A 26944-nucleotide genomic window follows, 5' to 3' on the forward strand; every position below is an offset into this window, starting at 1 on the left:
TGTAGCAATCTGGCCCAACGCCGACGCCCCGGCAATGTCCGCTATCGGGATCAGCAAACCAGCCCAGCTAGGTCCGGGTTTGGGCGTTCCTGTCGAACTTCTGGCCTGGGAGCACTACCGTGAATCTGTGTCCGAATAATGCACAGAAGCCAGCAATGCGCGTTCATCACGCAAAACGGGCTTAGCTCGACGGCTATCCTAAAGCGCACTCCGACGATCGCGTATGCCGCTGCGGTGATCTCGGCTGGTGGAAATGACGCGGAAAACCTCGACCTCGCGACAAACCTGTACGCCATAAGAGGACGGCTCAAGGTCGGCCGTGCGGTCTGGCTGCTGCCCTATAATCGCGATGCCGCGGCGACGATCCGCTGGGTCGCGCAACGCTGGGGCGATCAGGTCATTGATCTGTCGTGGGCGCGTCCGCGTAAAGACGGCGTGCATTGCCTTTCCTACTCGTGGGTCGCTCGATCTGTCATCCGCTATGGGTACGTCCCGGCCCGGTCATCTCGTTGAACACGCATACCGAATAAATATATGCTACCGACGTATATATCCTTGTAAAGCTCCTTATGGTGTATATGTTGTCGGCATATACAGGGAGTTCAAGCGTTATGGATGTCGGTGTGTCGGATAAGCGTATCAAGCTGCTGCTGCGAACGAAACCGGGCGATCCCGTGAAGGGGTTGCAACCGGAAGTTGGCTACTCGATCCGTATCCGCTTTGGCGTGCTACGCGCCGCGGATAGTCTGAAGGATGTGGCGGACGCCCATCCCGAGTACCGGGTTCATCGTTGGCAAGGTAGCAAAGTACGGTGGAGCATCGACGTCACTGGTAACACACGCCTGCTGTTTAATTACGATCTGAAAGCCAAGGAGGTAACCGACATGATTTACGACGATCCGCACTAGGGCTGAGACGGGAAGCGATCCGCATGTCGCGACCCCCTGTAACAGAACACGGAAATGTAACTATGCCTACCACGGAGAACCAGGAGTTCATCGAACATAACGAGTTCCTTACGGACCTCTATCCTATCCACCCTGGCATGGTCCTCAAAATGGACGTATTGCCCGCTCGGAAAGTTACGGGCGTCGCGCTGGCGCAAGCCATCGGCGCGACGCAACCTAGTATCGCGAAGGTACTTAATGGAAAGGGGCCGGTCACGCCAAGCTTGGCCGCTCGCATTGAAGCAGCCATTGGTTACCCGGCAGATTTGCTTTGTCGTATGCAGACTCTCTTTGATCTCGCGGAAGTGAAGCGGGACAATGAGGCCAAGCTGCATGCAATTCCCCGGATTGCTGTATTCGCTTAAAGAAGCAGCGCTTTTTAACTTATAGTGTCTTACATATTATCCGGAACGGCCGCCAGTTTGGCGGCCGTTTCTATTTTTACGTGCGAGGCAACGACCGTGCGAACGCAATGGTCCCGTATTCGTCCTCAAAAGTTTTAATCACGTCGGCAACCGCGCCCGACATTGCCTTTAGCGCTGGAAGGCATGGCTTGCCCGCCAGCGGGCCACCACGGGCAAAGACTATCTCGCTTCGAAAGTGCATGTCGACGGCAAGGGCTAACTCGTACCCCTCTTTGACCGGCATGAAACCGGTGCGCCCCTTGCGCCTCATTCCCTTTAGTCGGTCCATGGGAAGCTCGTTATATCCCCCAGTGGTGACTTCGACTTCAACCTGAGACGCAACGGCGACGATCAGCCGGTGTTTATCGAATCGATCTAACTCGTTGAGTGCAACCAAGAGAGTATTACCACGAGGATAGGGACGCGCCTTCCATACAAGCTTTTCTGCGCGAGGATCAGCGTCTCGTGCCTTGTATATGCCTTTATTCAAATCCGACTTTCGCCCCCCCGCCTTTACGAAAGGAAACTCGGTGCTGTTTGTGCGCTTTCCATTATGCACAGCACAGGCAGTAATCAGGTAGTCAAGAGCACAACGTAAATTGTGGACAATATCGCCGATGAAAAGAGCCATTCCCTTATCTGGAAACCCAAGCCTATCTCCGACTGCAAACCCATGCACACCTCTACGAACAACTGGCGTCATTGTGACTTGGGTGGGACGCTTTGAGAAGTATCGTTCGGCTGCCGCGTCGAACTCAGCAATGTGATAATTTGCCCTCTCTACCTTGCGTACGGCATCAGCAAAATCAGGACTGAGATTCTTTGTCACTGCACAAAGCCTTGGATGATAGTCGAGCGACGCCATGAGCCGAGGTGGCCAAATTACACTCCTGCGATTCCATACTGGAATGCGCCAGAGTGTTTAGGAGCCCAAAATCTCGGACCTAAATTTTAGCCGCTAAAATTCAACGGCCGAGTTTTTGGCCAGCGCTCTGCTGCTGTATCTTGGCCTCGGTGAACGCGCGAGCTTGCTGCTGTCGCTCGGTAACGCGGTAGGCCATCGCCTCCTTCGCCATCTGTGGGTCGCGACGTTCCACCTTCTTGACGGCAATTTCCTCCACCTTGCTCGGATAGCCGGGGATTGGTGCCTGAGTGTACGGCGCAACGCGATCGATCCGGGCTACGGTGTCTGCCACGGCTCCGAACTGTGCGCGCTGCTGCGCCTCCCACGTCGCAAGCGCCTTTGCCGCCCCCGGCATCCACTTCGGGCCTGTGGGCTTCGCTGCGAGCGTTTCCGATCGTGCCTGCTGGGTGCTTTCCAACCGATCCTGTAACTTGCCCTCAAGCCGGGTCGCACGCTTCACGATCGCCTTACATTCGGCCGCCACTGCCGCATCGAACCTATCGGCCTGCTCTGCTGGTGTGGGCGCTGGCGCTTTTGCGGTTGCCGCGGCTCGGAGATTGTCCACCTTTAGCTGCTCCTCTTTTGGCGCTTCTCGGGCGCGCATCGCGTTACTCGCAACGTCCCACGTCGCGACGGTGGCTTTCATGATTTCAGGGCTAGGCTGCGTGTGGGCTTGGTCCAGCTCCTCTTTCATGGACACGGCTGGAACCCATGTGCCGCCTTGAAACTTCGTCTCGATCTTCGCGCCATTGGGATAATAGAGCGCCATAGAATTGACCGCGCTTTTGGATTGAAGCGCATCGACCGACGCCGCGTAGCCCTTGACCGCGCCATGGTGGAAATCGTCCCCAACGCCACGCCCGAACCCTGTAGGCGACTTAGCGATCTGGTCCTCACGCCGGCTGTAGGTGCGCGCATGGCTAAGCTCGGGACTGACGGCCATGCCGTGAAACTCAACCTGATAAGCTGCCTTCTGGAAGCCATCCGCCAGTTGTAGCGCCCGGTCGGTGTTTGCCAGCGTACCATCTACGATGACGTTCCGGCGTTCCTGCTTGGCGATCTGCACCATCTCATGCGCGATCGTGCCGGCGTCGATGTAGGCGGCGTCCGGAATGTCGAGCTTACCGGCCGCGATTAGTTCTTGCATGTAGGGCAACTTGGGCCGGATCTCGTCGGGATCGATGACGATAACGCCGCCCGCACCCTCGAATTGGACGCCAACGGATTGGACAATGTAACTTTTGCCGGAGCCGGGCTGTCCGCCTGTGATGATCGCGCGCGGTGACGCTACGGGCTGGCTGTGGCGCAACTCCTGCTCAATAAAGCGGGCAGCGGCGGCCTTCTGCTCGTCGGGTGTCATCCCTTTTATGGCGTCATCGACCATCAGTTTCGCTCCACAATTCCAGCCTCAGCAAGCAAGGCTTCGCGGCTGCTCTCGGAACGGAACCGGTCTTCGTAGTGGCGGTCGAACTGGTGTTGCAGGCGGGCGCGATCGTCGCCAGTGGCCGCCTCGATCTGATCGGTTAGCTCGGCTGCGATCCTGTTCCACCGCTCGCGGTGAAGGTGGGGCAAGTCGTGCTCGATCTGGAAGCGCCGTAGCTCGGGATCGGAATGTGTTAATGCCATCACCGGTTCTCCTACAACGGGTTTACGCCATGTTGAAGCAAGCACAAACAGACCAACGACCAACGACGGGATATTGCGACTATGACAGGGCAGAGCGATCAGCGAGATAGTGACAGTCGCCAAAAACTGTTGCGGTTGATGATGAGTGCGCTGGATTTCCGTCACGCCCTGAGCGCCGCGACATTCCTTTTAGAAGATGTGGATTGGACAAAATCTTACCGGTCAGAGGAATTGCGAAGGTTCAAATGCTACGAAACTACGATGGTCGTTTCGTATGCTCGTCCATTCACTCAAGCCCGCGGGCATGGCGCTCCCTTTGGGTGGAAGCTAATCAAACCGGCGTTCCAGATTAATGAAGCTGAGGCCGCTTTGCATTCCCGGCTGATGGATTCTCGCAATAGGCTTCATGCTCATTCGGACGGTTACACAACGCTCATTCGGCCGGAGATATGGCGCAGCGATCTCCCGAACGGATCAACCTTCGACTTCCTTGCTATCATGGGCGGCGAACAGCTTGTCTTTGCCGAAAACGACGTGGAGGCGATCCACGCCTTTCTGTGGAAGCTAAGGCATCACGTCGATAATGCTGTGCAATCCTATCCCGCTCCTCGTGATGGCATTCCGATTGTCGTCGCCGATATGTTTGGTGCGCGCACGGAGGACGGATAAATTTGCAGGGTCCGGCAAGACGACTACCGTATGAAGATGGCCACCAGCTTTCCTAAGACGAACCGTGAGAAAGCGGACGTGATAATCAACGCATTGAACGAGATACGCGTCCGGCTGCGCGCCATTGACGCACTCCAAGCTGCGCCACTACCTGACCTAATTACAAACGAAAGCTGCCATCTACAGCTTCGGCTATGTTGTGAATGCCTGGCAATCACAGTCCTTGCCGTCCAAGCCGATTTTGCGACGAACAAAGCCTTTCGTGATGATTACAGCCCGGTCAGCATCTTCAAGGCTTTAGCAAAGGGCTATCCGGCCTTTTTCCCGACGCCATGTAAAATGGTAACTATGCCTGACGGCACATACCATTTTGACGATGTAGGCGCGGGACACCCCATATCTCGATCAGAAATAGAGGAAACGTGGGAGCTATCGGGTCATCATCTGCACCGAGCTTCAATGAAGAAATACCTCAAGCGGGATAACCACGTCGATCTACTCGCGATCAATCGGGCAAAGGAAAGGATTTGGAACCTTATAAGCGGCCTGATGATGGTAACGGTGGACGGATCATTCCGCTTCTTTGCTGCCATGCACCGAGACGACGATTTTATCGAATGCGCCTTTATCGTTCTCGATATCGAGGCTGGCACAGCGAAGATCGACCCGTACACACTGGGCCCGCCCGATGACGCGGAGAAATGAAAACGCCCCGCTGCGGGAGGGAGCAGCGAGGCGTCGTGGCCGGCGGGGCAGGGGGGGAAACCGCACCGGTCGAGGTCAGAACAGCGGTCGTGTGGTTCTGTTCCCTACTCCGCTTTACCAGCATCGCTAGACAGGACGATTTCATACAGTCGCTTCGATGACGGCGTGCGCTCGCCCATTGCAAAGCCGATCATAAAGCTAGTGCCATACGCGCTCGCCTCATCGCCACCAGCGCAGCGCATCGACCAACTACCGAACTGGCGGGATAGGACGGATCGATCCAACAATACTTCGATGTCGGTGTGCCTCGGGTCACTGCGGATACGATCCATCGTCAATCCAACACGATCAGGATGGCCTTCGATTACCTGTGCAAAGCTTGCACCATCGAACCAAAGCATCCCCGTGACGCCGGCTGTATTATTCCAAGCGATTGAGGTTGCGACGATGGCGTCTATCTCGCGGGGATTTCCGACAATAAGCGATCTGCTGACATAAATTATTCGGTGCATCGCTAACTCACGATTCCGGCGTTTCGTGCGGTGCTGGGTCAACGCAAGCTTGATCGCAAGCCTCGGTTGCAGACCTACGAAGGCGCTTTGCCGTTTCTTCCGCGGCGTCTGCCGACAGGGTTACAGCGATCCCTCCAGGACCAGATACAACCACGCATCCGTCCAGCGCTGCAACGTCGGAGGGCGTATCATGGATCGGGACACTCAACCGCTTCCTCCTGTCTGGTTGAGACACAACACACGGATCTGAGGCAGTTTCCCTACGAACGGCGATTTGAGGACAAATCGACGTTCTCAAAAGGGATCGCATTCCGAGAATGCGCTGCCGTTACCGGGCGCTGTCGATCAGCGCGCCGCCGTCGGGAGTCAGGCTCGACCCGGTGATGAACTGCGAATCCTTGCTGGCGAGAAAGAGCACGACCGGCGCGATGTCGGCGTCGGGCGATCCCATTCGGGCCATCGGCGTATTGGGCGCTGGGATCCCGGCTTCCGGCACTTCGGTGAAGGTGTTGGCGACGGGCAACACGTTGTTCACGGTAATGCCGTCGGTGCCCCATTCACGTGCCGCGAAGCGGGTCAGGGTGCGTCCCGCTTCCTTGGCCATCGAATAGGGCGCGTGCCCGGCGAGGCTGAGTACGCCTGCCATCGACGCGAAGTTTATCACCCGCCCCGCTCCGCTCTTCTTGAGGTGCGGATAGCAAGCCTGCATCAGGCGCAGATGGGCGATCGGTCCGGTGTCGAAATTGCGCTGCAACTGATTGACCGACAGTTCGGTGACCTTGGCGTTGACCACCGATTTGTCGAATGCATTGTTGACGAGGATATCGACCCCGCCAAGTGCGTCCACCACCTGCTGGACGGCCGCGGTAATCTGGTCGGCATCGGCGACATCGCAGACGATCCCGATCGCCGTCCCGCCGTCCGCTTCGATCTCCGCGGCGACCTGATCCACGCTCGCCTGCGTCAGCGACAACACCGCGACTTTGGCCCCCTCGGCCGCGAGCAGTTTTGCGGTCGCGCGACCGATGCCGCGGCTGCCCCCGGTGACGATCGCGACCCTTCCTTCGAGACGGTTCATGTTCAATTCCAATCCGAATTTAATGGCAAGGTGGCGCGTCAGCGCGCGGCGTCGATGATGAGCCCGCCGTCAGGCGTCAGGCTGGAGCCGGTGATGAACTGCGCGTCCTTGCTCGCCAGGAAAAGCACGACGGGCGCTACGTCGTCCTCGGGCGAGCCGTAGCGGCCGAGCGGGACGGTAGGTGGCGGCATGTTCGCGGCAGTCGCGCCCCAAGTGTCGGCAACCGGCAGCATGTTGTTGACCGTTATCTTGTCCGCACCCCATTCGCGCGCGGCGGTACGGGTCAGGGCGCGCACGGCTTCCTTGGCCATGCCGTATCCCGAATAGGGCAGGATCGCGATAATGCCGGCTGATGATCCGAAATTGATGACGCGACCTTCGCCGCTGGCCTTCAGATACGGGTAACACGCCTGCATCATGCGCAGGTAGGCGATCGGCCCCATGTCGAAGTTGCGCTGCAGCTTCTCGACCGACAGCTCCAGCACCGACGACATAACGACGGACGGGTCGAAGGCATTGTTCACGAGGATGTCGATCCCGCCGAACGCTTCGACCACCATCCCGACTGCCGCGGTGATCTGGTCGGCGTCGCTAACGTCACAGGGTACGCCAAGCGCGGTTCCACCCGCGGCCTCGATATCGGCGACGACCGCATCGATGTTGGCGGGCGTGAGGGAGAGGATGGCGACCTTCGCGCCTTCGGCCGCGAACAGCTTCGCGGTCGCGCGACCGATGCCGCGGCCTCCGCCGGTGACGATGGCGACCTTTCCGTCGAGACGACCCATGTGCAATTCCTTCTTCTGATGTGAGTGAGGCGAGTGCGCGTCAGCGCATCGCTGCCGGCGTGTAGGGCGACGGGATGTCGCGGGCGGTGTTCTGCGTCGTGAAGGAGGCGGCCAGCAGCGCTAGGCCGATCACCGCCGGGACGGCACGAGCAGGCTTGCGGACGCCCAGATGAGCCATGCCCGACAGCAGCAGGTGGTAGAGGATCCCGGCGTAGGCGAGATCGCTGATGGCCACGTTGAAGCGCGACACGATCGCCAGCACTCCGGCGACCTTGATGACGATCATGAATGGCACGAGGTACGTCGGATAGCCGAGGCCCGTCAGCGTCTCGCGGACCCAGGCGGTCTTGGTGACGTAGACGAAGGCCGACATCAAATAGAGCGCCGACAGCAACGTGGTGCTGATCCAGTAGATATAGGTTCCTGCCATGCAGCATCCACCGCCCGTCAGGGCGGCACCTCCTCGATCATTGCCCGTTCTCTGTTGACCCGCAGGAACCAAGGCGCCTGCTTTCCAACACGAATTGAAAATGAAGCCTAGGAGTGTTACTCGCAAGTAGGATGAATTACATAGGGTTAGTATGGAAAACCTGACCAATGGCTAGAACCGTCGTGAGCATGCAAGATGAGATGCGCCGCGCGTTCGCGCTGCTCTCAGGCAAATGGAAGCTCGAGATCATGTGGTTGCTCAATCAACGCGTCCATCGGTTCGGTGAGCTGCGCAAGGCTATCCCCGGAGTCACCCAGCACATGCTGACGACGCAATTGCGCGAACTCGAGGCGGACGGACTGGTCTCACGTACGGTCTTCGCCGAGGTGCCCCCACGGGTGGAATACGAGATCACGATCAAGGCACGTGGTCTGGGGCCGGCGCTGGAAGCGCTGACGGCGTGGTGGATGGAATATGGACATACCCTGCCCATGACCGATGCGCCGACCCGGGGACGCAAGGTGCGCGAGCCTAGTTGAGCGCGGTCAGCACCATGTGGGTGAGCGGGTTGGCCGGATCAGCCAATAGCTTCCCCGTCAGGATCAGCGACATGACGATGAGCAGCGGACGGCCCACGCCTGCCGCGAACCGCATCGTCCGTGAGCGCCGACCTGTCCCCCGGCTATGCTCGCCGCAGCCATTAGCAGCCCTGTCACCCGGACCACATGCCCGCCCACCATCAGCACCGTGAGGCCGGCGAGATTGCTCGCGAGGTTCGGCAGTTTTGCCCGCGCGACCGCCCGGATCGGTGAACCCGCGATGCGGCGACGACCGAGCCGGAGCGGCACGGTGCTGATTTCTTTGAGCGGCCCAATCTGGCCGACCAGAACGAGCGTAGCCATGAGGCCCGCCTGCCACGGTGACAGTCAGTCATTGTATTACGCGTACGAACTAGGTATTACGCACACGAAGTGATTCGGAGTGACGTTGGCCTATGTCAAAAATTGCGAACACCAGTCCCGCTCCCGCGCGCCGACCGAGGTTCATATATCTACTGAGTGTTGCTCAGCGCCGCGTCCAAGCCGCAATTCAGGGCGACGTCGACGGGAAAACAGCGGCACGCGCGGGTGTGTTGATGGCGTTGAAAGCAGACAGCCAGGGCATTCCCATGAAGCAGCTCGGCGCGCAGCTTGACCTCGGCGCGTCCTCGCTCTCCGGCCTTCTCGATCGCATGGGCCGTGACGGCCTGATTGAACGCCAGCCAGATACGACGGACAAGCGTGCCTGGAACATCGCACTGACTGATCCCGGCAAGGCGCTGCGGGCCGAAGCGGTGCGATCCGCCCGTGTTCTGAACGATCAGCTTTGCGCGGGCTTCGATGATGCCGAACTCGCGATCGTCGCCCGGTGGCTGGACGCTGTCGGTACCAAATTTCCTAAGGAGAAGATGAAGTGACTGACCATATCAAGGTGAGCAAGTCGGACGGCATCCTGACGCTCGTCCTGGACCGGGCCGACAAAAAGAACGCTTTGACCAACGACATGTACGGGGTACTCGCGGACGAGATTGAGGCGGCGCGGACGGACGCGGCCATCCGCGTCGTCGTCATCCGAGGCGAAGGCGATATGTTCACCGCCGGCAATGATGTTGCTGAGTTCGCGACCAGCAAACCCGGCACCCTTCAAAACGTCGGTCGCTTCATCCGGGCCATCGCTGAAACCGACAAGCCGCTAATTGCTGCCGTACAGGGTCGCGCTGTAGGCGTCGGAACCACGATGCTGCTACACTGTGATTATGTCATCCTCGCGGACGATGCGAAGCTGACCACCCCGTTCGTCAATCTGGGCCTTGTGCCTGAGGCCGCTTCGAGCATGCTTCTTCCCGCCCGGATTGGCCACCTCCGCGCCTTCTCCATGCTGGCGTTGGGCGAGGCCGTCGAGGCGGAGGACGCCGTAGCGTGGGGCCTCGCGACGACGGCCGTGCCGGTTGCCGAGCTGGTTCCCACCATCGAGGCGGTAGCCGCCCGCATCGCGAAGCAGCCGCTGGGCGCTGTGAAAGCCACTAAGCGGCTCATGCGCGACACTGCGGCCGTGACGACGCACATGGGCGTGGAAGGCAAGGAGTTCATGGAACGCCTGCAAAGCCCCGAAGCGCAGGAAGCCTTCATGGCGTTCGCGCAGCGCCGTGCGCCCGACTTCTCGAAGTTCGCATGATCGATCTAATTCAGCTTTTGGAGAGACGGCCATGACATTGGCGGGCAAGACGCTTTTCATTACCGGCGCGAGCCGGGGTATAGGTCTGGCGATTGCCCTGCGGGCGGCGCGGGACGGTGCAAACATCGCGATCGCGGCCAAGACGGTCGAACCCCATCCCAAACTGCCGGGAACGATCTACACCGCTGCTGCCGAAATTGAGGCGGCGGGCGGCCGGGCCTTGCCGCTGATCGTTGACGTGCGCGCCGTGGACTCGATCCGCAAAGGTATCGAGACGACTGTGGAGACGTTCGGGGGCATCGACATCGTCGTCAATAATGCTTCGGCGATCTCGATGACCGGCACTCTGGCGACCGATCCGAAACGCTATGACCTCATGCACCAGGTCAACGGGCGCGGCACGTTCCTGACCTCGCAAGCCTGCATCCCGCATCTGCGCCAGTCGGACAATCCGCACGTTCTGATGCTGTCGCCGCCTCTGGACCTGTCGCCGCACTGGTTTCAGGGCCACGTCGCCTACTCGATGGCCAAGTACAACATGAGCCTGTGCGTGCTGGGCATGGCTGAGGAATTCAGGAACGAGGGCATCGCGTTCAACGCGCTCTGGCCTCGTACCGCTATCGCCACGTCAGCCGTGGAGTTCGCTCTGACTGGCGGAGGTTCCTTGCGCCTCTGTCGCCGACCGGAGATCATGGCCGATGCCGCCTACCGCATTTTTACCAAACCCGCGCGGGACTTCACCGGTCAATTTCTGATCGATGACACCTTCCTGTTCGCAGACGGCGTGGTGGACTTCTCCCCCTACAGCGTGGAACCTGGCCAGCCACTAATGCCGGATTTCTTTGTGCCTGCGACCAGCGTCCCACCGCCCGGCGTCACTATCAGCGGAAGCTGACCTATACCGAGGACGGGGTTTCAGAAGGCCAAGACCCTCCTGTAACCCCGTCGGTTTTTGGGAAGAGTGACGGCGCACGATGTCGGCTCTCGCTATCACGGCTCCTGAAAACGGACGGGCGGTTTTCCTTCCATTTTTCCATTCAGCGGCCAGTTATGAGAAAGCCAGTCGCAATCATGACTGTGCGACAACCCAGCTGTTTTGCGCCTCAGCCGGCCCGCCGGCGCTTCGCGTATATCCAGGGCCGTTCTATGTACCGACCCCCATGGATGCTTTTGTTGCCACGCGGCAGATAATTGACCATCAACCTAGTATCAACGTTTGGTTTAAACGGCCGCACGAGCCGTTGTCTGTCTGGCACCATCGAGGCGCGGGTTAGCCTTGTTGGCGCGACGCCATTGCCCTGGTGCGATGCCTGTCGCGGCCTTGAATGCTCGGCTGAGTGCAATATCGGTGCCGTAGCCCGTCTGGTCAGCTGTGGATGCAATCGAGTGCCCAGCTGAAAGCAGTAACTTCGCCCGGTAAATCCGCCACGTCGTAATGTAGGCCAACGGAGGGACCCCGACGACCGATTTGAACAACGCAGCGAAGATCGATCGCGACATACCCGCGCCGCTGGCAAGGCGTTCCAGCGTCCAGGGATAGGCGAGATCTGCATGGATTCGGTGCAAGGTTGCGGCGAGCTGCCGATGGGTAAGACCGGCAAGCCAGCCCCCGGGTATATTGCCTTCCGACGTCGCCCAAGTCCGGATCGCCTGGATGAATAGCACGTCGAGCAATCGTCCGACGACGTAGGAACCGCCGAGCGACCCTTGAGCTTCCTCGGCTCCAATCTGTTCGAGGATTGAAACCATCCTGCCTGCATCTGATACTGGCATGGCAACATGGACAACATCCGGAAGGAGCGCTGCAAGTGGCTCTCCTGCTGAATGGTCGAAGCTGAACAGCGTCGAGAAGAATTCACAGGCCTTGCCGTCACCGCCGAAGGCGACCAATTCCCCAGTGACGTGGTCGGCGATCTGCCAACAGGGCACGGCGACCCGGTCGGGCGTGTCACCGAGGATGCCCTCGATACCATGTCGGATGATGAGGCAATCGCCTTGGCGAACCATTACGGGCACATGGCCCACCTGCGTGAACCAGCCTTGCCCCCTAGCGATGACGACCAGTCGCGCCTGCCCCCCGCTATCGAACGAGATCGCCCACGGGGCATGGGCCTTCATCCGTACGAACAACGAGCTCTCGAGATGCATGGCGCTTAGGACGGTATCGAAGGGGTGCATAGCAAACTCGGACGTTCGGTTAGGAATTCGATACTCTGCGTAATGGATCATCTGGTCAAGTTGGGGGACACACCGCTCCTTACAGGAGAAATTCCCATGAAGATTTTTCGTTTGCAAACGATCGGTTCGTTCGACGGTCTAGAGTTGCGCGACGAGCCGGTGCCGCAGCCACGCGTCGGCGAAGTACTCGTTGCCATCAAGGCAACATCGCTAAATTTCCGCGACCTGACGATTGTCAACGGCTGGTCACCGTTCCCACTCGAGGCCGGCCGGGTCCAGATATCCGACGCGGCGGGGGTCGTTGAGGCAGTCGGTCCCGGGGTCACCCGATTCGCCGTCGGCGACCGGGTGGCATGCAACTTCATGCCGGGTTGGCATGCAGGCTTTTTCCGCGAATTCGGACCGCAATACGGGGTCCAGCTCGATGGCTGGATGGCCGACTATCGCGCGGTCGACCAGAACGAGCTAGTCTCCATTCCCGACAGCCTTAGCTTCGAGGACGCGGCGACCCTGCCTTGTGCTGCGGTCACCGGCTGGAACGCGGTTGCCGGGATCGGCCCGCAGCACACTGTGCTAACGCAGGGAACGGGTGGGGTATCGCTGTTCGCCCTACAGTTTGCCAAGGCGCGCGGCGCACGGGTTATCGCAACGACGTCGTCGAACGAGAAGGCCGAACGACTGGGTCAGCTAGGTGCGGATCACGTCATCAACTACGCCGATACTCTGGACTGGGGCGAGAAGGCAAAAGCACTGACTGGCGGCCGTGGCGTCGACCGCGTGGTCGAGGTCGGTGGATCAGGTACGTTTGCACAGTCGCTGAAAGCGGTCGCGCTTAGCGGTCAGGTCTCTATGGTCGGCGTATTATCGGAAGGGGAAATGCCCGGTTATCTTGATATGTTCCTGTCCTTCGCGCGTTTCCAAACAATCTCGACGGGCAACCGCGAGGACTTGGAAGACGTGGTCGCCGCGGTCGCGCAAAATCGAATTCGCCCCCTGATCGACAGCCGCTTCGCATTGGCAGACGGAAAGGCTGCGTTCGAGCATTTCGGCAAGCGCAATGTCTTCGGCAAGGTCGTTATAATCGGCGATTCATAAGGGACCTACGTCCTCGGTAGCAAGCCGTCCGGCCTCGTCCCGGGCGCACTATTGGAATAAGAACGCGACTAGTCTGAGCTGGTACCTGGCTCATGCCGGCGTTATCGGTGGGGCTGTCAAAGCCCCATCGCAGCCGCGACCTCGTGACTGGTTTTCCCTTATTCCAGAAGGCTACAATGAAGCTCAACACGCTCCCGTTTGTCATCGTGCTCACCATCAGCGAGGTGGTCTCTGTTCCAATTGCTGCAGCTGCACAGGTACAGGACATGCACGCTGCACGTACCGAGAACGGCCGTGAAAGGGATGCACTAAGGACGCGCGTTAAGACCGTACAGGCTCGGGTTGCGGAAGGCCGACGCAGCGACAAAGTTACTCGCACGCAGGCCGGCAGGCTTAATCGTCAGCTTTCGCAGCTGAAGGCGAGCATGACCAAGCTGAACCGCAAGCAGGGCTTCGTCAGTGCAGCCGAGCTTGCCTCGTACAATCGTGCTTTGGGTGAGATGGACGTTGCGCTTGACGGGTACGGCGTGCCGCGTGGCTACGGCAAGGATGGGCTGATGACGACGAACGGCACCCGGTAGGAACGGTCGGGCGCAAGCGGCGTGGTTGACGCTTGCCCCCGGACCTTCTCGTTCATTTCAGAAAGAGTCATCGATGCCTGTGTGCCCGGTTCTGACCCCACACCGGACCAGAAAGGTCTGACAGATCTACAGCCACGTCCACAATTGAGGGTCCCCCGGTTTCTCATCCAAATTGAAGGTGAGTTTCCGGCGTTCATTCGGCCGCTTCGATGGTCGCGGCAGCAGCATATTCGACCGGCGTCATCCAGCCAAGCGATGTGTGAGGGCACCGGCCTTCGCTGCGGTATAGGCAAGTCCACCGCCCCGACCGACGACGCTCGCGATCGAGGCCATGTTCACGATTGCGCCGTTGCCGCTTGCCTGAAGGGCAGGAAGCAACGCGCGGCTGAGCAGGTACACGCCCTTCAGGTCGACCGCGATGATGCGATCCCAGAGTGCCTCGTCGCGTGCGAAACTCACGGAAAGATATGCTCAAAGAATGTCAGCGCGCCTCGGGATGGAGTTCTGAGTGCGCCTTCTACTGGTGGAATACGTCCAGAGGCCATTCCCGATCATGATGCTTTTTCGGGAATGTTCGACTTTTGTCCGCCGGACAGAAACATGGTCGATCAGATCCAGAAGTGCTGTGGTAGAATTGAGTAGACGGGAGCGGCATGGCCGCTCCCGTACCCGTATGCTCAATGGCGGCCGTTAGGTGCGGCAGGCAGCATGTCCTTGCCGTAGCTGCGCGCAACGCCGCGCTGATCAAGTTCGCTCTCGATCGTGCCGAGCGTACGATTATACGAGGCGAGCTCCGCAGCGCTGACGAAGCCCTGCTGCTTGCCGAGCCGGGTCATGCTCTGCCGGGTCTGCGCGATCTGACGGTTCAACGCCGTCGCGCGCGCACGCGCAATCTTGTGCGTGCGCCGCGCGTTCTCGATCCGAGCCTGGGTCGCATCAATGCGGGTATGAAGCGCAGTCGCCGCCTGCATATTCTCGGCGCGCTGTGCTTGGGTTCCTTCTTGCTGCGCAAAGGCGACACCGGGCATCATCAGTCCGATCGCAACTGCGGCAACAAGGGCGAACGGCTGTTTGGTAAGGATCATTTCTATCTCTCTAGAAACCGGCGATGTGGCACGCTGCAATCGTCCGGTCGCGCTTATCTAACGATCCGTCGCTGCATGGCAGGTGAATGAGCACATAAGCCAGTGCTGGAATCTGATTTTTTGCATGTGCGGCGTCGCCGCTGTAGCTCAGCCTTTCTTTCAAACGTACGGCAGGCGAGAAGGGACCGGCGTTCTCGGAATCGATCGACTTTCGGGAATCGCTGGCGACGGACCTCGCATGCTGTCGAGGTGGTAAGCTGCTGCCGGTCCCATGGACACCAGGTTAGGCTACATGAGCTTGCTTCTCGAAAGCTATGGGGTGCGCGAAGCATCCCCTAGGTACAATGGAGGCAATAATTGAACATCTAATCCGAAATTCATTTTGAGTAGATTGTCTATATAAGCCTTGCGGACCGCACCTAGGCTGACAGGACTCTTACCCCCGAGATAGTCAGAGTCTTCTTTGCCGCGACGCACTGCGATCTCACGGAGGTACTGAAATTCGTCTTCAGAATCTAACCCGGTGGTTGGTGTAAATCCAATCTCGTCATGAAGACCACGTCCGTGGTAGCGCTCCATGTCCAGCATGACGTAAATATAGGTTGGTGGATCTTCAACTTCGTCAATTACGCGTGCAGCCCAATCGGCAATTTCGCTCCTATCGACTGTGTCATTTATCAAAGCGGCGACTGCGAAGCCGAGGTCGATTGAGTCGTTGAATATCACGCGCACGCTACTGATCCTTTGAGATGTTTAAAAATCCTGATTACTGCATCATGAGCACGCCGAGTGTCTCGCAAACGATCGAAATTCGAGAATGGCCTTACGGCCCCGATTTCAGGAGGGGCAAATGAACACAGACCCATGAAGAGTCCGTCAGATCAGTTCTTTGAAAATCTCGCACGCACGCATATTTGATTCCCCGGTTATCTGGCTGTCAGCCGCAGGATGCATACATATCCCCGAAGACTGTGTCCCATTGACCAAAAACACATAGCTTTTGACTATCTGTCCGTCGGCGGACCTAGCAGTAAGAGAAATAATGTAGCCGCCTGACTTGATCGCGGCGGTCAGGGTTACTGGTACCTGAGCAATTTCAAGGCCGGGTATCGTAGTAAAGAGGCACGGCTGATCAATGCACCCAAAATCGATAAAACCATGTTGTTCCCGGTAATAACGGCGGATCTGAAGCCGGTGTACCGGCTCGATCTCGGTGACGCCGCTGCACCTCAGTGTCCTGCCGCGGATCGACAGTGGACAGGGCGCGATCCCAACGTAGGACCCCGGCCCTACGCGATAAGCACCGTGACTTTGACCGCTCCGCCGGACAGCCGATTAAACAGGCGGTTCAGCGACAACACAGTGATCCGGCGCGATTGATCTTGGCCTAATAACTGTCGCGTATTTGATATTAGTGGCCTTACCCCCTTCTGCTTCACCCTCTGAGTTTGTATCGAAATTGGCGAACTGTTAGATTTGCTGGCCTGAGCACTAGCTACGACGGAAATGCCGACTGCGAAGATAGAAGGCAAAACGAACCGGAACCATGACAAATCGTATCCCCCGTTAAGAGGCCGCGCCACATGCTCGGGGAGCTGCGTGGTTGCGGGCTCGAAGATTATCAGCTGCGACAATAGCGGCAATCAACACATTCTCGCAAACGAACGCCAATTGAGAAGCCTATGGCGTTCCCGATCGGGAACGCCAGCCAGGCAGTGCTCGTTACCGGGTGCTCTTCGGCGGAAGCTTGAACTTGACCCGCTGAACACAGCCTCGACGGCCTGAATCGCTTTCTACTACCCGCGCATTGGAAAGCGCATTGCGCGCGGTATCGCCGAACGCCTCGTCCGGTTCAGAACCTAGAACCCTTACGTTCCCTACCGCTCCCCATGGCGCCGTATCATAGCCAATTACGGCCGCCCCTTCGATTCCGCGGCGCCAGAACGCTCTGGGGTAGGCGCTTCCGTCGAGAAGACCCGGGATCGATTTGGGATCCACGATACAACCGGGCTGGTCTCCAGTATCCAGGGGCGTGTCTGGCACCGGTACGGGGGCCGCCAGGTTGGCGCTTCCGTTATGGTAGAAGTGATAGGTGCATCCGTGAAAACCCGCTCCCGGCTCATAGCGGTTGGCCAGCAAAGCTTCTCGGCCGGCTCGCTCGAGCCCTGTATCGCCGGACGTACCCAATGTCTGGACGTTGCCAGGCTTACCTGCGGCGTTCACGTCGAATGCCAGAAACACCCAAGATGGTCGGCGCGCCGGTTGCGACAGTTTTTCGAAGGCCGGCAGGTTAAGACGCCGGTACTGGCCTGGCTCGCGGGGGCAGTTTGAGTCGGCGGGGCGAACTCGTTCAAACAGGGCAGGCGCGAATCCTATGGAGTCCGGACGGCTCGCCAGTTCGTACAAATCCGGCATCGACGCCTTCTCGATCGGCGTGACCGATACCTTGAAGGACACGCTGCATTTTGCCTGCGGCATTCCGGTTGGAAAGCTCGAAGCCGCCAGCGCAGGGGCAAGATCGCTCGTGTCGACATACCAACCCGGCGATTCCGTCCTATCACGGCGGATCGTGCGGGCGCGCCCCTGCGCATCGATTACGAAGGAGAACCGATATGTGGGTGAGGGGCTTTCGGTAACGGCGGGACCGTAACGCGTTGCAACGGCTGTGAAAGGCCGAACGATGTTAGCGGCTACTATCGGCTCGCCTGAACAGGTGACATCGCTGGCGGTGAACGCAACGACCTCCGTCCGCTGTGTGGCGAACGGTACCGGAGGGGCAGGGACACTGAGCAGCGCGAGCAGCGCACCAGGCATGGCGTGATCTCCAAATTTACGACATCGATTATCCCGCTGGCGGCAACGTGCCTAGCGATCTCACCAATGAATAATCCTCGGCGAGCACAGATGATAGCCGGCCTGGAATTCCACTTTCTCAAAATATGTTCTCATTGTTCATTCTCATTGAACGCCAACTTTGTTGACTAGCTGAGAAGGGTCGAACCATGACGATCGACGACGCACTGCGCGCCTATGCCTCAGGACACCGTTCGGCCAAGGAAACGAAGGACCGTACCGGGCTGGGTTATGTTCAAGTCCTAGACGGCCTTGGCCGGCTAAACCTTCGCGTACCACCGCCCGCCTTCGACGGCCCCGACGGCGACGCGCTGCGTGAGAGCGCAGATCGCTTCGCCGCATTCCGAGGCAGGCGCCCTAACATGGCGGATTCCCCGCTGATGCTCATCGGATATGCCCGGGTCTCGACATCGGACCAGAATTTGACGTTGCAAACGGACGCTCTGACCGCTGCGGGATGCGAACGGATCTGCAGTGACAAGGCGAGTGGCGCGAAAACCGACCGTCCGGGTTTGTCAGAAGCGTTGAACGTCGCTCGCCGGGGAGACACGCTCGTCGTCTGGAAGCTCGACCGCCTTGGCCGTTCGATGAAGGGCCTTGTCGAACTGGCAGCTGACCTTGCTACCCGCGGTATCGAGTTACGGTCCCTGACCGACGGGATCGACACAGCGACGCCGACCGGCAGGTTGCTCTTTCACATTCTGGCGTCGATCGCAGAAATGGAGCGTGAGCTGATCCGCGAACGCACAATGGCCGGGCTACTGGCGGCCCGTCGCAAGAACGGGCCGGGCAGGGGGCGCAAGTCGGTCCTGACGCCAAAGAGGGCCACGGCTATGAAGCTGCTCGCTGCGGGCGATCGTCCCCGGGACGTAGCCGAGGCGATCGGCGTCTCGGTCGCAACCTTTTACAGGCATTTTCCGGCTGGTGGCAGCGAGCCGGGCCCTTGAAGACCCGCTACCTGCGCATCGTGCCCTTTAGTGGCCATGATCGCCGTCTGATGACCCTGGAGGCCCTGAGGACGCGCCTCCAGGGACGTAGACTGCATTTCCACAGGGGCTCGGCTCCCGTTTTCCGGGAAGCTATGCCATGGCTTATTCGGCTGCCGTTTCTTCGGTCTTGCGCTTGCGCGGAGCCGGGGTGGGCTTGGCGTCTGCCTTGGCTGCATTGGTTTGACCGGGCTTGCGACCCAGGCCAATGCTTTTCGCCATCGTGCGACGTGCTTCCGAATAGGTCGGAGCGACCATGGGGTAATCAGCCTTCAGGCCATAACGCTCACGATACTCCACTGGCGTCATGCCGTTAGTCGCAAGGTGGCGGCGCAGCGTCTTGTACGGCTTGCCATCGATCATGCTGATGATGTGATCGGGGCTGGCAAGCGACTTACGCGCCGTTACGGCCGGGGTGTATTCTTGAGCAGGTGCCTCGGGTTCAGCAGCCGTAGCGTTTCCGCCGACCAGTACCGAAACAGTTTCGTACATTTTGTTCAGGAAGGCCGGAACGTCGTCAGCATTGGTACGCGTGTTGGGGTTTGCTAACCACGCGATGGTCAATTCCGTGGCGAGCTCAACGGGGTTCAGATCGAGGGTAGTGTCAGACATAGCAGGGCTCCATTTCTGGAGGCGCATCTAGGTATTTGATTGGTTGCTGGCAATCTTAGTTTACCCGAGGCCACATATTTAAGATTGGTGCATGGAAGGACCGGAAAATGCGGTGATCACAAATGGTTCGATATGCAGATCCTACTCACCGCCCACTTGATGTCGGGCCTGCTAGCAACGCGCCGCATCGGACGTTTAGTGGCACAGTAACGTACTTCTCCGCTTTGCATCTCGATCGTGGCGGACCGGTTGGTCCGGCTTCACTACTGGCCACGCCGGCCCGGCTTTGTATGACCGGAATGGTTGCTCACGAGGCACTCTGGTATGCGCCCATTTTTGCGACGGCGGGATTAGCTCGCGCTGATAGTTTCCTCGGTAGATTCGGGATGACATACCGCCGATCCTGCGCGTGAGGTATCAAGCTTGGGCGGATTGCAAATCTTTTTTGATCGCAAAAGGATTTGTTAGTCTTGTCAGCGGCATAGGCGCTGAACATGCTGGAACGACGAACCATCCGAGGCGCCGCCTTTCGCATCGGTCGCCGTGCCTCGCGTCTCGCGCAAAACGAGATAGGTCCGGGGCCGCAATTTGCATGTTCAGAAGCTCGCGCTCAATGCTTTGCTGACCTTGTTCAACCAGATGATGGGTTGACCAGCCTTAACGCTGTTTCCGAGATCGAACGAAAGTCGCGGCTACCGCAGTATATAGCTGGCCCCAAGGCCGTGATCATATTGCTCGTGCTGGCAGTGACACTTTGCCTTGGCACGCTCATCTACGTTCAACATGCCAACAGCCTCATCGTTGACCATGACATGCAGACGGCAGTCTCATTGAGCGAGCTTGCCGCGCGCTTCGACCACGAAGATGGCAACCTGTACCGCCTGCTGGTTGATGCGTCGGCTAACGGCCGCGCCGCTGACAGCACCCGACGCCTGATCAATATCCGCCATAGGATCAGTCAGATCAGCGCCGATCTGGCCAGGCAGCGGGAGGCGCTCGACCCTCGGGACATCACTCGTGCTACCCGGGTCGTTGCAGAGCTCGGCAAATATGATGAAGCGGTTGGAGTGGTGTCGTCGATGCTGGAAGTCGACTTCTCCACTAGCGTTGCCATGCTGCGCCCGTTTCGTGCCAATGCAGACCGTGTGCTGGCCGAGGTCAAGGCAATCGCAGCCTCCGGCATTGCCGATGCGCACCGTCATGCCGAGGATGCTGCGTGGCGGACGCGATGGCTTGTCGCATTAGTTACGGCTGCGGTGCTGATAGTCGCCGGCCTATCCTATGCTTGGCTCGCATTGGCAGCCGAACGTGGTGTCCAACTGACAGCGGAGATCACGCGCCGCGGTATCGCCGAGCAGGAGGCGCTGAAGCTCGCACGCACTGACGCGCTGACAGGTCTCGTTAACCGACGAGAGTTCGGTAACGCGCTTGAGATTGCCATTGACGCTGCCATGACCGCTGGCAGAGGATTATCAGTGGTGCTGCTTGATCTCGATGGCTTCAAAGATGCCAATGACATGCATGGACACGCTGCCGGCGACACGGTGCTCATGACGGTTGCACACCGACTGCATAGCGTCTGTGGGGATTATGCCACTATTGCGCGCCTGGGCGGGGACGAGTTTGCTATAATCGTGCCAGACGAAGGGAGCACAGGCGATGCCATGGCGTTGGCCTACCAAGCTAGTCACGTGCTTCATCAACCGCTCGCCTGGCGCAGTAACACGATTACGGTCGGTGCCAGCATCGGGGTCTCCCGCTTCCCGAATGATGGGGTCGCTGGGAGCGAGCTACTGCATGCCGCAGACATCGCGATGTATGAAGCCAAGCGGGGCAGCAAGGGCGGCGTCTGCCTATTTTCCCCTTCAATGGAAGCCGAGCGGTTCGAGCGCCGACGCATGGAGCAGGAATTGCGCGATGGTATTGGCCGCAGCGAAGTAAAGCCGTTCTATCAGCCAATCGTCCGTTTCTCAGATGGGGGGCTATGCGGCTTTGAGATTCTGGCGCGCTGGCATCATCCTCGTCTCGGGCTACTAGCGCCTGACGCCTTTATCAGACTTGCCGATAGCACTGGCCAGATAACGGCGATGACCAATTCGATCCTGCGACAGGCGTGTATTGATGCGCGCCAGATCCCCGCTCACTTGCGTTTGGCTTTGAACATTTCGCCGACCCAGTTCGAAGAACCGGGACTGGCCGAGGCACTGATCGCCATCATCCTCGCTGAAGGCGTCTCGCCATCGCGTTTTGAGATCGAGATTACCGAGGATGCGGTGATGGATGACATCGTCGCGGCCGAACGTGTGCTGGCAACCTTCCGCCAAAGCGGGATATCCGTGGCACTGGATGATTTCGGTACTGGGTATTCCAGCCTATCCAACCTGCGACGCCTCCGGTTCGACAAGATCAAAATCGACCAAAGTTTCGTCACATCGCTCACTGACAGCGTCGAGAGCGAGAAGATTGTCGATGCGATCATCTCGCTGGCGCTCAGCTTCGGCATGAAGGTTACGGCCGAGGGTATCGAGGACGCGGCGGTAGCAGCGATGCTCTCACTAAAGGGATGTACCCAGGGGCAGGGTTACTTATTCGGCAAACCGGCATCATTCACTGAAACTGTCCGATTGTTCAGCACAGCCTGTCAGGTGGCCGCCTGAGCAAAAACAGGTGCCGTCCATAGGTTTCGAAAAGACATAGCCACAGGCCAGAACGGTTCATTCGATCCGCCGCCACATTCCCGGCGGGTATTAACCACTGGCACACATCCCGTTGCTATCCGGCGGGACAAACGATCGGGATACGTGTGAAACATCTATCTTTCCTCGCGGGGCCAGTCCTCGTCACTAGCATGATTTGGCCAGCGGCGACGGCCCCGTCGGCTGTTCTCAACGTCCCCGTTGCCGCCCGTATCATATCATTCGTTCAACCATCGCCTGTCGGACTGGTACCGGTCGGCATTGTTTATCAGCCCGGCAACGCTGCCTCGGAGGCGGAGGCGTCTGACATGGAGCGCATGTTGACTGGTGGCTTCACGCTGGGCCGTGCGACGCTCCGCACGCGGCGGGTGGCAGTGAGTAACCTAGGCCAGCTGACTGGCACGAAGGCTGCGTTCGTTACCACGGGTCTACGCGCGCACCAGGACGAAGTGGCCGCAGCTGCCAGCGCGCAATCTATTTTGACAATCACCGCCGACGCTGGCTGCGTCGTGGCGGGAAAATGCATTGTGGGCATCAGCGGAGCGAGCAAAACACAGATCATCGTGAATAAGGCTGCGGCGCGTCGAAGCGGTATCAGGTTTGGGTCCGCTTTCCTCATGCTCGTCAAGGAAATCTGATCATGGGGCGCCTTCTTACCCTTGTGGTCGCCACCGCAATCGGTGCGATTGTACCCACCGGGCTCGATGCACAGATCGTCGACTATGCTGCGTTGGGTGACGCCTTCGGTGAGCCGATTACGACCAGCGTGACTGGCAAGCCTCAGCGAGCGTCTGAAGCTCCCGCCTCAATTACTATTATTACGCATGACGAGATCGAGCGGTCACCAGCCCGCAGTGTACCGGATCTCTTGAAGGCTTATGCCGGAATTGATGTCAATCGCTGGACCGCGGGCCAGAGTGACGTTGCCGTTCGCGGCGGTGTCCAGACCTATAACGCCAGGCTACTTGTTCTAGTCGACGGGCGACAGGTCTATCTTGATCATTACGGCATGACAAACTGGAACCTACTTGGTGTGCAGCTCGATGACATCCAGCAGATCGAGTTGGTCCGAGGTCCTGCTACTGCGCTGTTTGGCTTCAATGCCGCCAGTGGTGTCGTCAACATCATCACCACTAACGCTGGTTCAGATCCGCATCTTGGTGCAACTGCAGAACTTGGTACCCATAGTTATGCCCGCATTGGCGGATCGTTCACCATACCTGTTAGCCCAACTATCGGCTTGAAGGTAACTGGCGGACATCAAAAGGAAGACGAGCGCGCGATCCCAGGCGCACTTTACCAGCCGCCACGTACATTGGGCATCTATGCCGATCAGGTGAGCGCGACGCTGGCAATTCAGGCTGGCGCCTCAACCTCCATCGAACTTAATGGTGGGCTGACCGGCAACCGGCAACTGGAATTCTTGCCGAGCCAGATTCTGACCGAGCAACGGTTCCGCAATCAGACCGCCGGACTACAGGTGAACCACGACACCAACTGGGGCAATCTCTCTGGCCGCGTCTACACTAATTGGTTGCAGGCGGACTATGGGATTACCACGCCCATTTCTGACCCCTACAGCAGCGTTGCCGATCTTCGTACGAGCAACCGCATCACCGTGATGTCCGCGTCGGCGCTCGTTAGAATAAGCGCGGCAGACACCCTTCGAATTGGTACCGAATACCGCAACAACCAGCTCGGCTCCGACAGTCTGTTTTCACATCGCATTGGTTATCAGGTTGCAGCGGTCAGCGGAATGATCGACATTCGTCCGCTTGCCCGCCTCTCGCTGACGGGCGCTTTGCGGCTCGATCATCTTTGGTTGGGTCAGGGGGGGGCGCCGGCAGCACCTCAGATTGATCCTGCCTCAGCCTATAACCGCACGATTACGCCGGTCAGCTTCAACGCCGCTGCAACCATCCAGGTCAGCGAAAATGGCCGGTTCCGGGTTAACGGCGGACGTGGCCTGCAGTTGCCATCGCTGATCGGCTTTGGCCTACGCGTGACCGTTCCGGCGCCTGAAGTTCGGATCCCGGTATATCTAACTGGCGATCCCCGTCTTGCTCCAGTCACCGTCTGGAGTGCAGAGACGAGCTATTCGCATAGCTTGGCGTCAGGCCTAAGGTTTGATGCATCCCTCTTTTATACCCGGACCGACAAGTTGATCGCCTCGCCAGGGGGGTCTGTTGATGTAACGGTAGTGCTGACACCGGAACCGATCGCCGTCACTCGGTTTGCCAACGTGGGAAATTTTGAAAGCTACGGCGTTGAGCTGTCAGCGTCCGGTAAGATCGCGACCAACTTCGGTTGGTCATTTAACTACAATGTGACCCGGGTGGATGAGAACATCCCGGCCAACCGTAATACCACCTTCTATGCTCTCTTTCCTAAGGCGGCCACACCGCAGCATCGGGCCAATCTGAGCCTCGATTATGCCGCAGGTGGATGGTCAGCGACCACATTGGCGCATCTCACAAGCGCCAGTCGCCAAAGCAGTTTTCTTCCGTCGACAGAATTGGCGATGATACGCGTACCGGCAGCCATTACGGTCGACGCTAAAATTGCCCGGATGCTAACACCAAGGGTGTCGATCCATGTGGCAGGAGAAAACTTGACACAGGCTCGTGGTGCTTACGGCTCTCCAATACCGGCCGATCGTCGACTTAGATTGGGAGTAAGTGCTAAGATATAAGCTAAATACGTAGCTGGTTGCATGATGAATGGTCGGAAGGGCGACGGTTTCGCTCCCCATCGATCGACGTTCTTGATCATCACCCCACCTATTCGAAACCACATGATTGTCGTCAGCCATCAGATCCGGCGACCGGGGGCGCCCGAATCTATGTGTGGCACAGGCGAAAAACCCTATCGCTTTGTCCGAGTGTACGGAAACCAAAATCCAGAGATTTTTCCGTCACCGACAAAAAGGGCGGGAGGTCATTACGCTCCGCGTCAATCCGGGTATACCCTGAGTAAGCATGTGGTTTGAACACAAATCCCGTTCAAACAGGGCCGATAACAGCGAAATTAAACACCTCATTCACGAGGTCTAGACCCTGCTTGCACACATAGGATGCGTCTGGCTTACGGGCGTGGATCGCGGGGGCGGCCTATGCCTTTAGAGGGCAACCGTGGGATTCGTAGTCGATGGCATGAGCGTCGGCACGCTTTGCATGCTTGACGCTCGGTTCGCGGCTGCCATGAGATCAACGTCAGTCAGATCGCGGCAATCGATCCACCATTTGGCGTCCGTGACCCGAAGGCATGCGTTACAGTCGCCGTCGCTGTTTGAGTTGAATAGCGCTGCGAGCCGCTTGGTCCTGATCGTCGACGCCCAGCTGATTTGCCTATCGGTGCCGGTTAGCGATGGAAGAGCAAGGTGTGAGACAGCTGCGCTGCTTAACAATGCCGCGGCGACCTCCTCGGCTCGCTTTTCCGCAACGAAGCAGTCTCGACAACTCGTCGTCTTCAGCCACTTGGCTTTGCGTTCCTTCTGGCTGTCGTAGCCTGTGAGATAATGGCCCTGCTCATGACCGCAGGCGTGAATGATCTGTTGTTCCATGGCCAGGATGATGGCTGTTCGTGGTTTGTGCGCAACGGCAATGAGTCAGGTTGAATCAGAATTGCGCCCAGTGGCTGACGACTGAGCCAGGAGTTCTTGACCGGCTAAGCTGGCGCAACGCCGTTGGCGTTTACGAGATCTGAGCCAACCAATGTGCCAATGAGCCGGACGCGCTTTTCTACCAGATCTAGGGGGGTACGATGCAATTCCAGCTCGTAGCGGCCACCGACATCGCGGCGAAGATAGAAGGCTCCGCCATAGCGGACCAAAGTGCCTATCTCCTTGATCCGGGTTCCAATCGCTACCATCGCTGCGCCGTCGCTTTATCATGATCGTGAAAAGTTGCGGGAGATCGTTGGTGTAACCGATGTGCCTCGGTAGGCCCCCGATGATTCCGCTAATCCGTTCCCAAGCGATCTTCAAAGACTGATGTTCCGCCGCGCCATTTCAATGAATGCCATATCCCCGATTGGTGAGCGGGGTTCGGCTTTGAAGATGTCTGCCAAATCGAGCAGATCCTCGTTAGAAAGGTCCGCGATCGAGGCTTCGATCTCGGCAAGGCGCCGCACGGCGTGATCGCCGCGATCGGTGACCCGCTTCATTCTTGTCTTGAGCATGTGGCCTTCTATCATAACCGTCATGGGGGCGGCAGGGGCATTTACGACCGGTTGGCTGAGATCATTCAGCCAAAATGCCCGCTATCTGCAGGTCAAAAACGTCTTCAATGGAGAAACGCACCGCGTTCTGGCAACGGATCCCGAAGCGGCCGGAACGTATAATTTTGACTGTAAATGGCGTAATTAAAGTGCATGCGGACTGTCTGCATTTACGGCAAAACTGGTAGTAAATACCGGTAATCAAACCACCGCGGCGAAAATGAATGGGCGGCCGAAGTCGGAGAGCTGGGAAGAGTTCGCGAGTGTCCGCTTGTGATGACGTGGACGGCTCTCCAACCCTCAAGCAGTATGTCCTGCGGAGAGTCGAAGGAGAGTCACGATGGGAAACGTCACAACGATCGGTCT

The 26944-nt window shown here is 58.6% G+C and carries 32 protein-coding genes; 15 read left to right on the forward strand and 17 right to left on the reverse strand.

Annotated elements, in window-relative coordinates; translation table 11 throughout:
• Window positions 1-138: 138 nt before the first annotated feature.
• The 3 genes from C8J25_RS19705 (at window position 139) to C8J25_RS19715 (ending at window position 1312) form a co-directional block, all read left to right on the forward strand.
• Window positions 139-513, forward strand: coding sequence for a hypothetical protein (locus tag C8J25_RS19705; RefSeq protein WP_107956045.1), 375 nt, complete (start codon window positions 139-141; stop codon window positions 511-513).
• Window positions 514-611: 98 nt separating this feature from the next.
• Window positions 612-908, forward strand: coding sequence for a type II toxin-antitoxin system RelE/ParE family toxin (locus tag C8J25_RS19710; RefSeq protein ID WP_107956046.1), 297 nt, complete (start codon window positions 612-614; stop codon window positions 906-908).
• A 62-nt stretch (window positions 909-970) separates the two neighbouring features.
• Window positions 971-1312 (forward strand): HigA family addiction module antitoxin, encoded by a 342-nt coding sequence (locus tag C8J25_RS19715; protein ID WP_279628772.1) that lies wholly within the window; start codon window positions 971-973, stop codon window positions 1310-1312.
• A 76-nt stretch (window positions 1313-1388) separates the two neighbouring features.
• Here C8J25_RS19715 and C8J25_RS20530 read toward each other — a convergent pair whose 3' ends face one another.
• The 3 genes from C8J25_RS20530 to C8J25_RS19730 form a co-directional block, all read right to left on the reverse strand.
• Entirely contained in the window at window positions 1389-2180 is a 792-nt protein-coding gene (locus C8J25_RS20530) for a hypothetical protein (RefSeq protein ID WP_146173432.1), read from the reverse strand.
• A 136-nt stretch (window positions 2181-2316) separates the two neighbouring features.
• Complete coding sequence (locus C8J25_RS19725; protein ID WP_107956049.1) at window positions 2317-3639, reverse strand: zeta toxin family protein; 1323 nt, start codon at window positions 3637-3639, stop codon at window positions 2317-2319.
• Complete coding sequence (locus C8J25_RS19730) at window positions 3639-3944, reverse strand: hypothetical protein (RefSeq protein WP_146173433.1); 306 nt, start codon at window positions 3942-3944, stop codon at window positions 3639-3641. The genes C8J25_RS19725 and C8J25_RS19730 overlap by 1 nt, the downstream gene beginning before the upstream one ends.
• Window positions 3945-3962: 18 nt before the next feature.
• Here C8J25_RS19730 and C8J25_RS19735 point away from each other — a divergent pair, with 18 nt between their 5' ends.
• Complete coding sequence (locus tag C8J25_RS19735) at window positions 3963-4550, forward strand: hypothetical protein (protein ID WP_107956051.1); 588 nt, start codon at window positions 3963-3965, stop codon at window positions 4548-4550.
• Window positions 4551-4586: 36 nt separating this feature from the next.
• Entirely contained in the window at window positions 4587-5255 is a 669-nt protein-coding gene (locus C8J25_RS20535; RefSeq protein ID WP_146173434.1) for a hypothetical protein, read from the forward strand.
• Between the two features lie 104 nt (window positions 5256-5359).
• Here the strand turns inward: C8J25_RS20535 and C8J25_RS19745 are convergent, their stop codons facing one another.
• The 4 genes from C8J25_RS19745 to C8J25_RS19760 form a co-directional block, all read right to left on the reverse strand.
• Window positions 5360-5809 carry a BLUF domain-containing protein gene (locus tag C8J25_RS19745; RefSeq protein ID WP_146173435.1) on the reverse strand — a complete coding sequence of 150 codons (450 nt, stop codon included), beginning with the start codon at window positions 5807-5809 and terminating at the stop codon, window positions 5360-5362.
• 286 nt (window positions 5810-6095) lie between these two features.
• Complete coding sequence (locus tag C8J25_RS19750) at window positions 6096-6845, reverse strand: SDR family NAD(P)-dependent oxidoreductase (protein WP_107956054.1); 750 nt, start codon at window positions 6843-6845, stop codon at window positions 6096-6098.
• 38 nt (window positions 6846-6883) lie between these two features.
• Window positions 6884-7630 (reverse strand): SDR family NAD(P)-dependent oxidoreductase, encoded by a 747-nt coding sequence (locus C8J25_RS19755; protein WP_107956055.1) that lies wholly within the window; start codon window positions 7628-7630, stop codon window positions 6884-6886.
• Window positions 7631-7670: 40 nt separating this feature from the next.
• Window positions 7671-8060 (reverse strand): DoxX family protein, encoded by a 390-nt coding sequence (locus tag C8J25_RS19760; protein WP_107956056.1) that lies wholly within the window; start codon window positions 8058-8060, stop codon window positions 7671-7673.
• A gap of 167 nt (window positions 8061-8227) precedes the next feature.
• Between C8J25_RS19760 and C8J25_RS19765 the strand changes: the two genes are divergently transcribed.
• A complete protein-coding gene (locus C8J25_RS19765; protein ID WP_107956057.1) occupies window positions 8228-8599 on the forward strand; it encodes a winged helix-turn-helix transcriptional regulator in 372 nt (123 codons plus the stop codon).
• 63 nt (window positions 8600-8662) lie between these two features.
• Here the strand turns inward: C8J25_RS19765 and C8J25_RS20990 are convergent, their stop codons facing one another.
• Entirely contained in the window at window positions 8663-8962 is a 300-nt protein-coding gene (locus tag C8J25_RS20990; protein WP_208622650.1) for a hypothetical protein, read from the reverse strand.
• A 92-nt stretch (window positions 8963-9054) separates the two neighbouring features.
• Between C8J25_RS20990 and C8J25_RS19775 the strand changes: the two genes are divergently transcribed.
• From C8J25_RS19775 to C8J25_RS19785, 3 genes are read left to right on the forward strand one after another with little or no spacing between them, the layout of a single operon-like run.
• Entirely contained in the window at window positions 9055-9516 is a 462-nt protein-coding gene (locus C8J25_RS19775) for a MarR family winged helix-turn-helix transcriptional regulator (RefSeq protein ID WP_107956058.1), read from the forward strand.
• Complete coding sequence (locus C8J25_RS19780; RefSeq protein WP_107956059.1) at window positions 9513-10274, forward strand: enoyl-CoA hydratase; 762 nt, start codon at window positions 9513-9515, stop codon at window positions 10272-10274. The genes C8J25_RS19775 and C8J25_RS19780 overlap by 4 nt, the downstream gene beginning before the upstream one ends.
• A 31-nt stretch (window positions 10275-10305) precedes the next feature.
• The gene (locus tag C8J25_RS19785) at window positions 10306-11169 is read left to right on the forward strand and encodes an SDR family oxidoreductase (protein ID WP_107956060.1); all 864 of its coding nucleotides are present in this window, start codon (window positions 10306-10308) and stop codon (window positions 11167-11169) included.
• A gap of 326 nt (window positions 11170-11495) precedes the next feature.
• On the opposite strand, the gene C8J25_RS19790 is transcribed toward C8J25_RS19785, so the two are convergent.
• Complete coding sequence (locus C8J25_RS19790; RefSeq protein ID WP_208622651.1) at window positions 11496-12503, reverse strand: AraC family transcriptional regulator; 1008 nt, start codon at window positions 12501-12503, stop codon at window positions 11496-11498.
• Between the two features lie 45 nt (window positions 12504-12548).
• Between C8J25_RS19790 and C8J25_RS19795 the strand changes: the two genes are divergently transcribed.
• On the forward strand, window positions 12549-13547 hold the full coding sequence (locus C8J25_RS19795) for a zinc-dependent alcohol dehydrogenase family protein (RefSeq protein ID WP_107956062.1): 999 nt from the start codon (window positions 12549-12551) through the stop codon (window positions 13545-13547).
• Window positions 13548-13723: 176 nt separating this feature from the next.
• Window positions 13724-14128, forward strand: a complete 405-nt coding sequence (locus tag C8J25_RS19800; protein ID WP_146173436.1) for a hypothetical protein — start codon at window positions 13724-13726, stop codon at window positions 14126-14128.
• Between the two features lie 240 nt (window positions 14129-14368).
• Here the strand turns inward: C8J25_RS19800 and C8J25_RS19805 are convergent, their stop codons facing one another.
• The 4 genes from C8J25_RS19805 to C8J25_RS19815 form a co-directional block, all read right to left on the reverse strand.
• A complete protein-coding gene (locus C8J25_RS19805; RefSeq protein ID WP_107956064.1) occupies window positions 14369-14587 on the reverse strand; it encodes an SDR family NAD(P)-dependent oxidoreductase in 219 nt (72 codons plus the stop codon).
• 218 nt (window positions 14588-14805) lie between these two features.
• Window positions 14806-15213 carry a hypothetical protein gene (locus C8J25_RS19810; protein ID WP_107956065.1) on the reverse strand — a complete coding sequence of 136 codons (408 nt, stop codon included), beginning with the start codon at window positions 15211-15213 and terminating at the stop codon, window positions 14806-14808.
• A gap of 312 nt (window positions 15214-15525) precedes the next feature.
• Complete coding sequence (locus tag C8J25_RS20540) at window positions 15526-15945, reverse strand: hypothetical protein (protein ID WP_146173437.1); 420 nt, start codon at window positions 15943-15945, stop codon at window positions 15526-15528.
• Between the two features lie 990 nt (window positions 15946-16935).
• Complete coding sequence (locus C8J25_RS19815; protein ID WP_107956066.1) at window positions 16936-18027, reverse strand: TonB family protein; 1092 nt, start codon at window positions 18025-18027, stop codon at window positions 16936-16938.
• 419 nt (window positions 18028-18446) lie between these two features.
• Here C8J25_RS19815 and C8J25_RS19820 point away from each other — a divergent pair, with 419 nt between their 5' ends.
• A complete protein-coding gene (locus C8J25_RS19820) occupies window positions 18447-19013 on the forward strand; it encodes a recombinase family protein (protein WP_107956072.1) in 567 nt (188 codons plus the stop codon).
• Window positions 19014-19157: 144 nt separating this feature from the next.
• Here C8J25_RS19820 and C8J25_RS19825 read toward each other — a convergent pair whose 3' ends face one another.
• The gene (locus C8J25_RS19825) at window positions 19158-19664 is read right to left on the reverse strand and encodes a Ros/MucR family transcriptional regulator (protein WP_056413502.1); all 507 of its coding nucleotides are present in this window, start codon (window positions 19662-19664) and stop codon (window positions 19158-19160) included.
• Between the two features lie 494 nt (window positions 19665-20158).
• Here C8J25_RS19825 and C8J25_RS19830 point away from each other — a divergent pair, with 494 nt between their 5' ends.
• The 3 genes from C8J25_RS19830 to C8J25_RS19840 all read left to right on the forward strand — a co-directional run bounded on the left by C8J25_RS19830 (window position 20159) and on the right by C8J25_RS19840 (window position 25052).
• Window positions 20159-22321 (forward strand): putative bifunctional diguanylate cyclase/phosphodiesterase, encoded by a 2163-nt coding sequence (locus tag C8J25_RS19830; RefSeq protein ID WP_107956067.1) that lies wholly within the window; start codon window positions 20159-20161, stop codon window positions 22319-22321.
• A 347-nt stretch (window positions 22322-22668) separates the two neighbouring features.
• Complete coding sequence (locus tag C8J25_RS19835; protein ID WP_162236997.1) at window positions 22669-22998, forward strand: YfiR family protein; 330 nt, start codon at window positions 22669-22671, stop codon at window positions 22996-22998.
• Between the two features lie 2 nt (window positions 22999-23000).
• Window positions 23001-25052, forward strand: a complete 2052-nt coding sequence (locus tag C8J25_RS19840) for a TonB-dependent receptor plug domain-containing protein (protein WP_107956069.1) — start codon at window positions 23001-23003, stop codon at window positions 25050-25052.
• A 426-nt stretch (window positions 25053-25478) separates the two neighbouring features.
• Here the strand turns inward: C8J25_RS19840 and C8J25_RS19845 are convergent, their stop codons facing one another.
• The 3 genes from C8J25_RS19845 to C8J25_RS19855 all read right to left on the reverse strand — a co-directional run bounded on the left by C8J25_RS19845 (window position 25479) and on the right by C8J25_RS19855 (window position 26539).
• Window positions 25479-25922, reverse strand: coding sequence for a hypothetical protein (locus tag C8J25_RS19845; RefSeq protein WP_107956070.1), 444 nt, complete (start codon window positions 25920-25922; stop codon window positions 25479-25481).
• A gap of 104 nt (window positions 25923-26026) precedes the next feature.
• Complete coding sequence (locus C8J25_RS21240; RefSeq protein ID WP_107956071.1) at window positions 26027-26230, reverse strand: DUF5818 domain-containing protein; 204 nt, start codon at window positions 26228-26230, stop codon at window positions 26027-26029.
• A gap of 111 nt (window positions 26231-26341) precedes the next feature.
• On the reverse strand, window positions 26342-26539 hold the full coding sequence (locus tag C8J25_RS19855) for a hypothetical protein (RefSeq protein WP_107956073.1): 198 nt from the start codon (window positions 26537-26539) through the stop codon (window positions 26342-26344).
• Window positions 26540-26944: the final 405 nt, after the last annotated feature.

Origin of the sequence: Sphingomonas faeni, from assembly GCF_003053745.1 — a bacterium.
GTDB classification, from domain to species: domain Bacteria; phylum Pseudomonadota; class Alphaproteobacteria; order Sphingomonadales; family Sphingomonadaceae; genus Sphingomonas; species Sphingomonas faeni.